We start from the raw sequence: 13,285 nt of genomic DNA on the forward strand, positions 1-13,285 counted from the left end.
CACTGAACACCGTTGTCATGTGCTCTGACCTGCGGAAACGATCGCAGGTCAGAGCGCTGTGAGGGTGCGCTTCCTCATCGCGCGGAGCGGGCCTCCGGGTGACGCAGGCACCAGCCCTCCCAGGCCGACTCCACCATCTCCCGCATGCCCCGGCGAGCCGTCCAGCCCAGCTCCCCGGTCATCCGGGCGGACGACGCGACGGCCCGGGCCGCGTCCCCCGACCTGCGCGGCTCGACCACGGGCTCCACGGTGATGCCGGTGACCTCGGCCACCAGCTCGGCGAGCCGGCGGACCGACACGCCCTCGCCCCGGCCGATGTTCACGGTGAGGTCGCCGCCGGCGGTCTCCCCCGCGTCCCGGTCCAGTTTCCTGGCGACGGCGAGATGCGCCTCGGCCAGGTCGGCGACATGGATGTAGTCACGCACACAGGTGCCGTCAGGTGTGGGGTAGTCGTCACCGAAGATCCGCGGCGCCTCGCCCCGCGTCAGCCGGTCGAAGAACATCGGCACGACGTTGAAGACACCCGTGTCGGCCAGTGCGGGCTCGGCGGACCCCGCCACGTTGAAGTACCGCAGACAGGCCGTCGAGATGCCGTGCGCCCTGCCCGTCGCGCGCACCAGCCACTCCCCGGCGAGTTTGGTCTCGCCGTACGGGTTGATCGGCGCGCACGGCGTGTCCTCCGTGATGAGCTCGACGTCCGGGACGCCGTACACCGCCGCCGACGAGGAGAGGAGGAAGCGCCGCACACCGGCCGCGACCACCGCCTCCAGCAGCACGCCGAGCCCGGTCACGTTCTCCCGGTAGTAGAGCAGCGGCTTCTCGACGGACTCACCGACCTGCTTCTTCGCCGCGAGGTGCACCACACCGGAGACGGCGTGCTCCGCCAGGACCCGGTCCACCACCCCGCGGTCAAAGGCCGAGCCCCGCACCAGCGTGACGTCGGCGGGCAGCCGCTCCGCGATGCCCGAGGAGAGGTCGTCGAGGACGACGACCCGCTCCCCGGCCGCCGCCATGGCCTTCGCCACATGTGCTCCGATGTAACCGGCCCCGCCTGTGATCAACCACGTCATGCGCCTCAGCCTATGCGCTGTTCCGGACGCGGTTTGTGAGCCGAGGCGTTGATCGACGATGATGATCGCGAACGGCGCCGCATGATGGCCGATTCGCCCGAACGGAGCACAAACGGGCGGTGAACTCGGTCTTCCGTTCATCCGATAGCCTCAGCCGACGTGCCGCCGGTCCACCTCCGGGCCTCATGTCGCGCGCCGTTCCCGTCAGCACCAAGGAGTGAGTTCGTCTGTCGACCGCCATCCTCACCGGTGCGCCGGTACCCGGATCGTCGCTCACGGACGATCTGCGGTCACTCGGCTTCGAGGTGACTGCCGCAGCTGACGCCTCCGAGGCCGCCGAGCTGCTCGCCGCAGTCCCCGCGAGCAGACGTGTCGCGCTCGTGGACCCCCGCTTCGTCGGCCACCTCCATGCCCTCAGGCTCGGACTCACCGACCCCCGTTTCGCCGCCGCGTCGATCCCCGGGGCGCTCACCGCGCAGCCCGAGGCCCGCCCGGCGCTGCTCCGCGCCCTGCGGCGGGCCGTGACCGCCGTCGGCGCGGGAAGCCCTGTGGCGCCTCCCGGTGCCACACCCGTCACCGAGGAACGCACGGTGCCCGGCCGACTGGCCGTGGCCCTGGACGCGGAAGGCACCGCCGTGCGGCGCCCCGAGCTCGGTTCGCTCACGGCCGCCGTGCCCACGGGACCCGACGAGCGGGCCGCCGCACAGGCAGCCGTGGACGCCGTCGACGACGAGGCCGTGCGGCTGCGCAGCGCGGTGAAGGCGCACGACGGCTTCTTCACCACCTACTTCATCAGCCCCTACTCCCGCTACATCGCCCGCTGGTGCGCGCGACGGGGGCTCACCCCGAACCAGGTCACCACCGCCTCGCTGATCACCGCGCTGATCGCGGCCGGCTGCGCGGCGACCGGCACCCGCGGCGGCTACGTCGCGGCCGGGATCCTCCTGCTCCTCTCCTTCGTCCTGGACTGCACCGACGGGCAGCTCGCCCGGTACTCGCTCCAGTACTCGACGATGGGCGCCTGGCTTGACGCCACCTTCGACCGGGCCAAGGAGTACGCCTACTACGCGGGCCTGGCCCTCGGCGCCGCCCGCGGCGGTGACGACGTGTGGGTCCTCGCGCTCGGTGCGATGGTGCTCCAGGCCTGCCGCCATGTCGTCGACTTCTCGTTCAACGAGGCCAACCACGACGCGGAGTCCAACACGAGCCCCACCGCCGCGCTCTCCGACAGGCTCGACAGCGTCGGCTGGACGGTCTGGCTCCGCCGGATGATAGTGCTGCCCATCGGTGAGCGCTGGGCCATGATCGCCGTGCTCACCGCCGTGACCACACCCCGGATCGTCTTCTACGCCCTGCTCGTCGGCTGCGCCCTGGCGGCCTGCTACACCACGGCCGGCCGGCTGCTGCGCTCACTGACCCGCAAGGCGAAGCGCACCGACCGTGCCGCCCGGGCCCTGGCCGAGCTGGCCGACTCCGGTCCGCTCGCCCAGGCCGTCGGGGCCGTGCTCCGGCGTCCGGGCGGAGGCTTCACGGCGCCGCTCCTGGCCTTCGCCGGAGCGCTGGTCATGGTCGGCGCGGCGCTGTTCGCCCCCTACGGCGACTGGCTGACCGTGGGAGCCGCCGCGGTGTACGCGGTCCTCTCCGGCCTGGCCGTGTCGCGGCCGCTCAAGGGTGCGCTGGACTGGCTGGTCCCGCCGGTCTTCCGGGCCGCCGAGTACTGCACGATCCTCGCCCTGGCGGCCCGCAGTGACGTACCGCATGCCGTTCCCGCGGCATTCGGCCTGGTTTCGGCCGTCGCCTACCATCACTACGACACGGTCTACCGCATCCGGGGCGGCACCGGGGCACCGCCCCGCTGGCTGGTGCGCACCATCGGCGGACACGAGGGCCGGACCCTGGTCGTGGCCGTTCTCGCCGCCGTACTGATCCATGGTTCAGGTTTCACCACGGCTCTCACCGCGCTCGCGGCCGCCGTGGCTCTGGTGGTGCTCGTGGAGTCCATCCGCTTCTGGGTGTCCTCCTCGGCCCCCGCCGTACACGACGAAGGAGAACTCGCATGATCGGCCTCGTACTGGCTGCCGGTGCCGGACGCCGTCTGCGTCCCTACACGGACACGCTTCCCAAGGCCCTGGTGCCGGTGGACGGCGAGAAGACGGTGCTGGACCTGACGCTGGCCAACTTCGCCGAGGTCGGGCTCACCGAGGTCGCGGTCGTCGTCGGCTACCGCAAGGAGGCGGTCTACGCCCGCAAGGCCGAGTTCGAGGCCACGTACGGCGTGACGCTGACGCTGATCGACAACGACAAGGCCGAGGAGTGGAACAACGCCTACTCCCTCTGGTGCGCGCGTGAGGTCCTGAAGAAGGGCGTCATCCTCGCCAACGGCGACACCGTGCACCCGGTCTCCGTCGAGAAGACCCTCCTGGACGCGCGCGGCAAGGGCCAGAAGATCATCCTCGCCCTCGACACGGTGAAGAACCTCGCCGACGAGGAGATGAAGGTCATCACCGACGGTGCGAAGGGCGTCAGCCGGATCACCAAGCTGATGGACCCGGCCACCGCGACCGGCGAGTACATCGGCGTCACGCTGATCGAGTCCGAGGCCGCCGAGGAACTCGCCGACGCCCTGAGGACCACCTTCGAGCGCGACCCCGACCTCTACTACGAGGACGGCTACCAGGAGCTCGTGAACCGCGGCTTCACCGTCGACGTCGCGCCCATCGGCGAGGTGACGTGGGTCGAGATCGACAACCACGACGACCTCGCCAGGGGCAGGGAGATCGCGTGCCTGTACTGACCCGCCTCATCCCGTCCCCGGTCGTCGTCGACATCCGGCGCGGCGCGATGGACGATCTGGCCGGTCTCCTCGCCGACCAGCGGATCTCCGCGTCGGGCAAGCTCGCCATCGCGATCAGCGGGGGTTCCGGGCGTGCCCTGCGCGAGAGGCTCGCCCCGGTGCTGCCGGGAGCCGACTGGTACCCGGTCACCGACGGCACGATCGACTCCGCGGTACGGCTCGCCGACGGCATCAAGGGCAACCGCTACGACGCCGTGGTCGGCCTCGGCGGTGGCAAGATCATCGACGTGGCGAAGTACGCCGCGGCGCGCGTCGGCATGCCCATGGTCGCCGTGGCGACGAACCTGTCCCACGACGGGCTCTGCTCCCCGGTGGCGACCCTGGACAACGACAACGGGCGGGGCTCCTACGGGGTCCCCACCCCGATCGCCGTGGTCATCGACCTCGACGTGATCCGCGAGGCGCCCGCACGCTACGTGCGCTCGGGCGCCGGCGACGCGATCTCCAACATCTCCTGCGTCGCCGACTGGGAGCTCGCCCACGAGGTCCAGGGCGAGGAGATCGACGGACTCGCGGCCGCCATGGCCAGGCAGGCCGGCGAGGCCGTGCTGCGCCACCCCGGCGGGGTCGGCGACGACGCGTTCCTCAAGGTGCTGGCCGAGGGGCTCGTGCTGACGGGCATCGCGATGTCCGTCGCCGGCGACTCCAGGCCCGCCTCGGGTGCCTGCCACGAGATCAACCACGCCTTCGACCTGCTGTACCCGAAGCGCGCGGCCAGCCACGGGGAGCAGGTCGGCCTCGGCGCCTGCTTCGCCATGCACCTGCGCGGCGCGCGCGACGAGGCCCTCGAGATGGCCACCGTACTGAGGCGCCACGGGCTGCCGGTGCTGCCCGACGAGATCGGATTCACCACCGAAGAGTTCGTGCGGGCCGTCGAGTACGCCCCGCAGACGCGCCCGGGACGCTTCACCATCCTGGAACACCTCAACCTGTCCACCGACCAGATCAGGGACGCGTACGCCGACTATGCAAAAGCCATCCATAGCTGAACTCCGCCCGGTCGTGCACCCCCCGGGTGTGAAGGACCGGCGCAGTGGCGAGCACTGGGCGGGTCGGCTCTACATGCGCGAGATCTCGCTGCGCATCACCCGGCGCCTGGTGACCACCAAGGTCACGCCCAACCAGCTGACCTACGTGATGACCGTCGCCGGCGTGCTCGCGGCGCCCGCCCTGCTGGTCCCGGGCATCCCGGGCGCCCTGCTCGGCGTGCTCGCGGTCCAGCTCTACCTGCTGTTCGACTGTGTCGACGGCGAGGTGGCCCGCTGGAAGAAGCAGTACTCGCTGGGCGGGGTCTACCTGGACCGGGTGGCCGCCTACCTGTGCGACGCGGCGGTGCTGGTCGGCTTCGGCCTGCGCGCCGCCGACCTGTGGGGCCCGGGACGCGTCGACTGGCTGTGGGCCTTCCTGGGCACGCTCGCCGCTCTCGGCGCCATCCTGATCAAGGCCGAGACCGACCTCGTCGGCGTCGCCCGTCACCAGGGCGGGCTGCCGCCCGTCAAGGAGGCCGCGTCCGAGCCCCGCTCCTCCGGCATGGCGCTGGCCCGCCGGGCCGCCGGCGCACTCAAGTTCCACCGGCTGATCCTCGGCATCGAGGCGTCCTTCGTGATCCTCGTGGTGGCCGTGCTCGACGTGGTCAGGGACGACTTCTTCTTCAGCCGTCTCGCGGTCGCGGTCATGGCCGGCATCGCCCTACTCCAGACCGTCCTGCACCTGGTGTCGATCCTGGCGTCCAGCAGGCTGAAGTGAGCTCTCCCATGAAACTCGGCGCGGTCATCATCACCATGGGCAACCGCCCCGACGAACTGCGCGCCCTCCTCGATTCGGTCGCCGAGCAGGACGGCGACCGGATCGAGGTGGTCGTCGTCGGCAACGGCGCCCCGGTCCCCGACGTCCCCCCGGGCGTGCGGACCGTCGAGCTGCCCGAGAACCTGGGCATTCCGGGCGGCCGCAACGTCGGCATCGAGGCGTTCGGCCCGTCCGGAGCCGACGTGGACGCCCTGCTCTTCCTCGACGACGACGGGCACCTGCCGAACAGCGACACCGCCGAGCTCTGCCGGCAGGCGTTCGAGGCCGACCCGCAGCTCGGCATCATCACGTTCCGCATCGCGGACCCGGACACCGGGGCGACCCAGCGTCGGCACGTGCCGCGGCTGCGCGCGTCCGACCCGATGCGCTCGTCCCGCGTCACGACGTTCCTCGGCGGCGCGAACGCCGTGCGCAGCCAGGTGATCGCCGAGGCCGGCCCGCTCCCCGGCGAGTTCTTCTACGCGCACGAGGAGACCGACCTCGCGTGGCGTGCCCTGGACGCCGGCTGGATGATCGACTACCGCGCGGACATGGTGCTCAACCACCCCACCACCGCCCCCTCGCGGCACGCGGTCTACCACCGCATGGTGGCCCGCAACCGCGTCTGGCTCGCCCGCCGGAACCTGCCCGCGCCGCTGGTGCCCCTCTACGTGGGCGTCTGGCTGCTCCTCACCCTGGTCCGCAGGCCCTCGCTGCCCGCCCTCAAGGCGTGGTTCGGCGGTTTCCGGGAAGGCTGGACCACGCCCTGCGGACCCCGGCGCCCCATGAGGTGGCGTACGGTGTGGCGGCTGACCAGACTGGGCCGCCCGCCCGTGATCTGAGAGGCTCACCTCTGAGACCATGAGCCGTATTCATTCCGTACGGGGAACCTGTCCGCCTCGGCCGCGCCCGCGACCGGCTGCGCATTGTGAAGACGAGAGTTCTTAACTGTGAGTGACACGACCCACGACGGCGGGATTGCGCTGAGCAGCCCGCCGTCCGCCGACGAGGGACTGAGCGCGTCCCAGCTGGCCGACAAGTACGGCTTGACGGTGAGCGGCGCCCGGCCCGGGCTGTTCGCGTACGTCCGGCAGCTCTGGGGACGCAGGCATTTCATCCTGGCGTTCTCGAGGGCGAAGCTGACCGCCCAGTACAGCCAGGCCAAGCTCGGCCAGCTGTGGCAGGTGGCCACACCGCTGCTGAACGCCCTGGTCTACTTCCTGATCTTCGGCCTGATCCTGGGCACCAACAGGGGGATGAGCCAGGAGGTCTTCATCCCGTTCCTGGTGACCGGGGTCTTCGTCTTCACCTTCACCCAGAGTTCGGTCATGGCGGGGGTCCGCTCCATCGCGGGCAACCTCGGCCTGGTCCGGGCGCTGCACTTCCCCCGCGCGTCGCTGCCGGTCTCGTTCTCGCTCCAGCAGCTCCAGCAGCTGATGTACTCGATGATCGTGCTGGTGGCCGTGGCGGTGGGCTTCGGCAGCTACCCGGCCCTCTCCTGGCTGCTCGTGATCCCGGCGCTGGCCATGCAGTTCCTCTTCAACACCGGCCTCGCGCTCGTCATGGCCCGGCTGGGCAGCAAGACCCCCGACCTCGCCCAGCTGATGCCGTTCGTCATGCGTACGTGGATGTACGGCTCGGGCGTCATGTTCTCCATCCCGGTGATGCTGGAGGACAAGCCGCAGTGGATCGCCGACGTGCTGCAGTACAACCCGGCGGCCATCTACATGGACCTGGTCCGCTTCGCCCTGATCGACGGCTACGGTTCCGAGAACCTGCCGCAGCACGTCTGGGCCGTGGGGCTCGCCTGGGCGCTCGTCGTGGGCGTCGTGGGCTTCGTGTACTTCTGGAAGGCAGAGGAACGGTACGGCCGTGGCTGAGGAAACGTCCCAGGGACACATCCCCACCGTGATCGCGGACGACGTGCACATCGTGTACCGCGTCAACGGCACGGGCGGGGGCAAGGGCAGCGCCACCGCGGCACTGAGCCGGATCATGCGCCGCGGCAAGGGCGAACCGCGCGGTGTGCGCAAGGTGCACGCCGTACGGGGTGTCTCCTTCACCGCCTACCGCGGCCAGGCCATCGGCCTCATCGGCACCAACGGGTCCGGCAAGTCGACCCTGCTGCGGGCCATCGCCGGCCTGCTGCCGACCGAGCACGGGAAGGTGTACACCGACGGCCAGCCGTCGCTGCTCGGCGTCAACGCGGCGCTGATGAGCGACCTGACGGGTGAGCGCAACGTGGTGCTCGGCGGACTCGCGATGGGCATGAGCCGCGAGGAGATCCGCGCGCGGTACAAGGACATCGTGGACTTCTCCGGGATCAACGAGAAGGGCGACTTCATCACGCTGCCGATGCGGACGTACTCGTCCGGCATGGCGGCCCGCCTGCGCTTCTCGATCGCGGCGGCCAAGAACCACGACGTCCTCATGATCGACGAGGCCCTGGCCACCGGTGACCGCAAGTTCCGGGTGCGCTCCGAGGAGCGGATCCGCGAGCTGCGCAAGGAGGCGGGCACCGTCTTCCTGGTCAGCCACAACAACAAGACGATCCGGGACACCTGCGACCGGGTGCTGTGGCTGGAAAAGGGCGAGCTCCTGATGGACGGTCCCACCGAAGAGGTGCTGAAGGCCTACGAGCGGGAGACCGGCAAGTAGCCGTCGTCCGCGTGTGGCCCCCGCCGGAGTGCAGAGGCGGGGGCCGCGCGGTGTCACGGCCGGGGGAGGCCCGCGGTGCGGGACGCCCGGGGGATCTCCTCCCGGCGGATGACGTCAATCACCCCGGGTCCGGGGAGGGTTGACGACGGCCGGAGTGGTCCGGGAGGCCGTGCCGCACCCCGGCGCGGCTCTGTGAGCTGTACAACGTAAGCTGTCACGGTACTGATTCGCGGCACTGTGGGGTGATACGCCCCGGCACATCGCCCGTTGTGTGCATGTCGCACTCGGCCGGACGAGCGGCGTGTCCGAAAAGGGATGTTTTGGGTCGGCAGTGTAGAACGGGAGATATGACGGCAATGATGGAAAATCTCCAGCTCCGACGTGGTTTCGCCGTCCCCGCGTCGGGTGGTACGCAGTGACCCGTACCCAGCAGGCACCCGCCGACGCCGCCGCGGCCGCCACGCTCGGCAAGGCCGCGGACGAGAACTTCCCCGTGGCGCCGTTCTTCCTGCCCCGCGCCTGGCGCGACGACCTGATGGCCGTCTACGGCTTCGCCCGCCTCGTCGACGACATCGGCGACGGTGACCTGGCCCCCGGCGGTGCCGACGCCCGCCACCTCGGCCTCGAACCCGGACAGGGCGACGACCGCCTCGCCGTGCTGGACGCCCTGGAGGCCGACCTGCACCGCGTCTTCTCGGCCACCGGCGACGGCCCCCGCCACCCCCTGATGCGCGCCCTGCGCCCCACCGTGCGGCGCTGCGCGCTCACCCCCGAACCCTTCCTCGGCCTGGTCGAGGCGAACCGGCAGGACCAGAAGGTCCGCCGCTACGGGACCTACGCGGAGCTGCTGGCCTACTGCGAGCTCTCCGCGAACCCCGTCGGCCGCCTCGTCCTCCAGATCACCGGCACCGCGAGCCCCGAACGCATCCGCCGCTCCGATGCCGTCTGCACCGCGCTGCAGATCGCCGAGCACCTCCAGGACGTCGCCGAGGACCTCGGCCGCGACCGGATCTACCTCCCCGCCGAGGACATGGCCCGTTTCCACGTCGGTGAATCCGACCTGGCCGCGCCGTCCGCGGGCGCCGCCGTGCGCGCCCTGATCGCCTTCGAGGCGGAGCGCGCCCGCGAACTGCTGGACGAGGGCGTCCCCCTGGTCGGCAGCGTCCGCGGCCGGCTCAAGCTGCTGCTCGCCGGATTCGTCGGCGGAGGGCGAGCCGCCCTCGGCGCCGTCTCCGCCGCAGGTTTCGACGTACTGCCCGGACCGCCCAGGCCCACCGCGCCCAGACTGCTGCGCGAGGTGGGAGACGTCCTGCGAAGAGCGCACAGAGAGGGGTGAGCCGGACCGTGGAGGGACAGACGACGTACATGTCGGCACCGGTACAGGCCGCGTACAGCTACTGCGAGGCCGTCACCGGACAGCAGGCCCGTAATTTCGCGTACGGCATCCGACTGCTGCCGTACGAGAAGCGGCAGGCCATGTCGGCGCTGTACGCCTTCTCCCGTCGGGTCGACGACATCGGCGACGGCGAGCTGGAACCGGAGACCAAGCACGCCCGGCTGGAGGACACCCGGCTGCTGCTCGGCCGGATCCGGGACGGCAAGGTCGACGAGGACGACACCGACCCGGTCGCGGTCGCCCTGGCCGACGCCGCCCACCGCTTCCCGCTGCCGCTCGGCGGCCTCGACGAGCTCATCGACGGCGTGCTCATGGACGTACGCGGCGCGACCTACGAGACCTGGGACGACCTGAAGACGTACTGCCGCTGTGTCGCCGGTGCCATCGGGCGCCTCAGCCTGGGCGTCTTCGGGACGGAAGCGGGCGCGCCCGGCGCCGAACGGGCCCCGGAGTACGCCGACACCCTCGGCCTCGCCCTCCAGCTCACCAACATCCTGCGTGACGTCCGCGAGGACGCCGGCAACGGGCGTACCTACCTGCCCGCCGACGACCTCGCGAAGTTCGGCTGCTCCGCGGGCTTCCACCGGGCCACCCCGCCTCCCGGGTCCGACTTCGCCGGCCTGGTGCACTTCGAGGTCCGGCGCGCCCGGGCGCTCTTCGCCGAGGGCTACCGGCTGCTGCCCATGCTGGACCGGCGCAGCGGTGCCTGCGTGGCGGCCATGGCCGGCATCTACCGCCGGCTCCTCGACCGGATCGAACGTGATCCCGAGGCCGTCCTGCGGGGCAGGGTCTCGCTGCCCGGCCACGAGAAGGCGTACGTTGCGGTGCGCGGCCTGTCGGGCCTCGACGCGCGCCACATCTCACGCCGGACTGCCAGGGGGAGGGTCTGATGACGGCTCCGATCCGGCGTGCGGGGCGGGCAACCTCCGCGCGCCCCCGTGCGTCCCTCTCTGCGACGGCGCGGCGTGAGCCGATGACCGCGGCGACCCGGCGAAGGGAGCGGGCATGACCGGCCGGAGCCCTCGGTCCTCCCGTGCCGTGGTCGTCGGCGGCGGCCTCGCCGGCGTCACCACGGCGCTGCGGCTCGCCGACGCGGGGCTCGACGTGACCCTCCTGGAAGGGCGCCCCCGGCTCGGCGGCCTCGCCTTCTCCTTCCGTCGCGGCGACCTCTCCGTCGACAACGGCCAGCACGTCTACCTGCGCTGTTGCACGGCTTACCGCTGGTTCCTCGACCGGATCGAGGGCACCCACCTCGCGCCGCTCCAGGACCGTCTCGACGTGCCCGTGCTCGACGTGGGCCGGCCCGCCGGGCCCCGGCTCGGACGGCTGCGCCGCACCGCGCTGCCCGTACCGCTGCACCTCGCCGGCGGGCTCGCCGCCTACCCTCACCTCTCGCTCGCGGAGAAGGCCGGCGTCGCCCGCGCCGCCCTGGCCCTCGGCCGTCTCGACCCCGCCGACCCCGCGCTCGACGGCATCGACTTCGCCACCTGGCTGCGCCGCCAGGGTCAGTCGGACCGCACCATCGAGGCCCTGTGGGACCTCGTCGGCGTCGCCACGCTCAACGCCACCGCGCCGCACGCCTCCATGGCGCTGGCCGCGAAGGTCTTCAAGACGGGGCTCCTCTCCGAACCGGGCGCCGCCGACATCGGCTGGGCCGCCGTACCCCTCGGGGACCTCCACGACACCCTCGCCCGGAAGGCGCTGGAATCGGCGGGGGTGGCGATCCACCTGCGCACCCGGGTCACCTCCCTCGCCCGCGCCGAGGACGGCCGCTGGGCCGTGGGGACCGACGGGGAGACGATCGACGCGGACGCCGTCGTCCTCGCCGTGCCCCAGGGCGAGACCCACCGGCTGCTGCCGGAGGGAGCGCTCGACGAACCGGGCCGGCTGCTCGACCTCACCGACGCGCCGATCCTCAACGTGCACGTCGTCTATGACCGCACGGTGCTGCGCAGGCCCTTCTTCGCGGCGCTCGGATCGCCCGTGCAGTGGGTCTTCGACCGCACGGCGTCCTCCGGACTCCAGGGAGGCGGCCAGTACCTCGCGGTCTCCCAGTCCGCCGCGCAGGACGAGATCGACCTGCCCGTCGCCGAGCTGCGCACGCGGTACGTGCCCGAGCTGGAACGGCTCCTCCCGGCGGCGCGAGGGGCCGGGATCCGCGACTTCTTCGTCACCCGGGAACGCACCGCGACCTTCGCGCCCACACCGGGGGTGGGACGCCTCCGGCCGGGCACGCACACCCGCGCCCCCGGGCTGCACCTGGCGGGAGCATGGACCGCCACCGGCTGGCCCGCCACGATGGAGGGCGCCGTCCGCAGCGGCTTCACCGCCGCGGACGCCGCGCTCGCGGCCCTCGGCCGGCCCCACGAACATCCGCTGCAGGAGGCGGCATGAGCAGTACCACCGGAACAAGAGGAGAGTCTGTGACCCCGGCGAATCCGGCTTACGACACCGTGGTGGACACCGCGGACGTCACCGCGCTTCTGGAGCGTGGAAGGGCCCTGTCAGCGCCGGTGCTGCGAGCTGCCGTGGACCGGCTGGCGCCGCCCATGGACACCGTCGCGGCCTATCACTTCGGCTGGATCGACGCCCAGGGCCGGCCCGCCGACGGCGACGGCGGCAAGGCCGTCCGCCCCGCGCTGGCCCTGCTGTCCGCGGAAGCGGCGGGAGCCCCGGCAGAGGCAGGGATCCCCGGCGCCGTAGCCGTCGAACTCGTGCACAACTTCTCGCTGCTGCACGACGACCTGATGGACGGCGACGAGCAGCGCCGCCACCGCGACACCGTGTGGAAGGTGCACGGCCCCGCCCAGGCGATCCTCGTCGGCGACGCGCTCTTCGCGCTGGCCAACGAGATCCTGCTGGAGCTCGGCACCGTCGAGGCCGGCCGGGCGGCCCGCAGGCTGACCACGGCCAGCCGCAAGCTGATCGACGGTCAGGCCCAGGACATCTCCTACGAGCACCGCGAGCGGGTCACCGTCGAGGAGTGCCTGGAGATGGAGGGCAACAAGACGGGTGCGCTGCTCGCCTGCGCGGTCTCCATCGGAGCCGTGCTCGGCGGAGCCGACGACCGCACAGCCGACGTCCTGGAGGCGTACGGCTACCACCTCGGCCTCGCCTTCCAGGCGGTCGACGACCTCCTCGGGATCTGGGGCGACCCCGAGTCGACGGGCAAGCAGACCTGGAGCGACCTGCGCCAGCGTAAGAAGTCACTGCCCGTCGTGGCCGCCCTCGCGGCGGGCGGACCGGCCTCGGAGCGGCTGGGCGAGCTGCTCGCCGCCGACGCCAGGAGCACCGACTTCGACAGCTTCTCCGAAGAGGAGTTCGCCGCCCGTGCGGCACTCATCGAGGAGGCGGGCGGCCGCGAGTGGACCGCCCAGGAAGCCCGCCGTCAGCACGCGGTAGCCATCGAGGCGCTGCACGGCGTCGACATGCCGGAACGAGTGCGGGCGCAGCTCACCGAGCTCGCCGACTTCGTGGTCGTACGAAAGAGATGATCACCATCCAGATATGACTCGCAGTCGC

General features: G+C 71.6%; 12 protein-coding genes. 11 read left to right on the forward strand and 1 reads right to left on the reverse strand.

Annotation, left to right across the window (positions count from 1 at the left end):
* Positions 1-74 precede the first annotated feature (74 nt).
* On the reverse strand, positions 75-1,070 hold the full coding sequence (gene galE / locus OG488_RS32985) for a UDP-glucose 4-epimerase GalE (RefSeq protein ID WP_329235866.1): 996 nt from the start codon (positions 1,068-1,070) through the stop codon (positions 75-77).
* 305 nt (positions 1,071-1,375) lie between these two features.
* Between galE and OG488_RS32990 the strand changes: the two genes are divergently transcribed.
* The 11 genes from OG488_RS32990 to OG488_RS33040 all read left to right on the forward strand — a co-directional run bounded on the left by OG488_RS32990 (position 1,376) and on the right by OG488_RS33040 (position 13,257).
* Positions 1,376-3,130, forward strand: coding sequence for a DUF5941 domain-containing protein (locus tag OG488_RS32990; RefSeq protein ID WP_329235869.1), 1,755 nt, complete (start codon positions 1,376-1,378; stop codon positions 3,128-3,130).
* Entirely contained in the window at positions 3,127-3,864 is a 738-nt protein-coding gene (locus tag OG488_RS32995; RefSeq protein WP_329235872.1) for a phosphocholine cytidylyltransferase family protein, read from the forward strand. The genes OG488_RS32990 and OG488_RS32995 overlap by 4 nt, the downstream gene beginning before the upstream one ends.
* Complete coding sequence (locus OG488_RS33000; protein ID WP_329235875.1) at positions 3,852-4,913, forward strand: iron-containing alcohol dehydrogenase family protein; 1,062 nt, start codon at positions 3,852-3,854, stop codon at positions 4,911-4,913. Before OG488_RS32995 ends, OG488_RS33000 begins: the two co-directional genes overlap by 13 nt.
* A complete protein-coding gene (locus OG488_RS33005) occupies positions 4,891-5,670 on the forward strand; it encodes a CDP-alcohol phosphatidyltransferase family protein (protein WP_329235878.1) in 780 nt (259 codons plus the stop codon). Before OG488_RS33000 ends, OG488_RS33005 begins: the two co-directional genes overlap by 23 nt.
* A gap of 8 nt (positions 5,671-5,678) precedes the next feature.
* Entirely contained in the window at positions 5,679-6,551 is an 873-nt protein-coding gene (locus OG488_RS33010; RefSeq protein ID WP_329235881.1) for a glycosyltransferase family 2 protein, read from the forward strand.
* 108 nt (positions 6,552-6,659) lie between these two features.
* The gene (locus OG488_RS33015) at positions 6,660-7,589 is read left to right on the forward strand and encodes an ABC transporter permease (protein ID WP_329235884.1); all 930 of its coding nucleotides are present in this window, start codon (positions 6,660-6,662) and stop codon (positions 7,587-7,589) included.
* Positions 7,582-8,367 (forward strand): ABC transporter ATP-binding protein, encoded by a 786-nt coding sequence (locus tag OG488_RS33020; protein ID WP_329235887.1) that lies wholly within the window; start codon positions 7,582-7,584, stop codon positions 8,365-8,367. Before OG488_RS33015 ends, OG488_RS33020 begins: the two co-directional genes overlap by 8 nt.
* 415 nt (positions 8,368-8,782) lie before the next feature.
* A complete protein-coding gene (gene hpnC, locus OG488_RS33025; RefSeq protein WP_329235890.1) occupies positions 8,783-9,703 on the forward strand; it encodes a squalene synthase HpnC in 921 nt (306 codons plus the stop codon).
* A gap of 29 nt (positions 9,704-9,732) precedes the next feature.
* Positions 9,733-10,653: a presqualene diphosphate synthase HpnD gene (gene hpnD / locus OG488_RS33030; protein ID WP_329235893.1), complete on the forward strand. Its 921-nt coding sequence runs from the start codon at positions 9,733-9,735 to the stop codon at positions 10,651-10,653.
* A gap of 115 nt (positions 10,654-10,768) precedes the next feature.
* Positions 10,769-12,157, forward strand: a complete 1,389-nt coding sequence (gene hpnE / locus OG488_RS33035; protein WP_329235896.1) for a hydroxysqualene dehydroxylase HpnE — start codon at positions 10,769-10,771, stop codon at positions 12,155-12,157.
* A complete protein-coding gene (locus OG488_RS33040; protein WP_329235898.1) occupies positions 12,154-13,257 on the forward strand; it encodes a polyprenyl synthetase family protein in 1,104 nt (367 codons plus the stop codon). Before hpnE ends, OG488_RS33040 begins: the two co-directional genes overlap by 4 nt.
* The last annotated feature ends 28 nt before the right edge of the window (positions 13,258-13,285 follow it).

Origin of the sequence: Streptomyces sp. NBC_01460 (assembly GCF_036227405.1) — a bacterium.
In the GTDB taxonomy this organism is placed as follows: Bacteria; Actinomycetota; Actinomycetes; order Streptomycetales; family Streptomycetaceae; genus Streptomyces.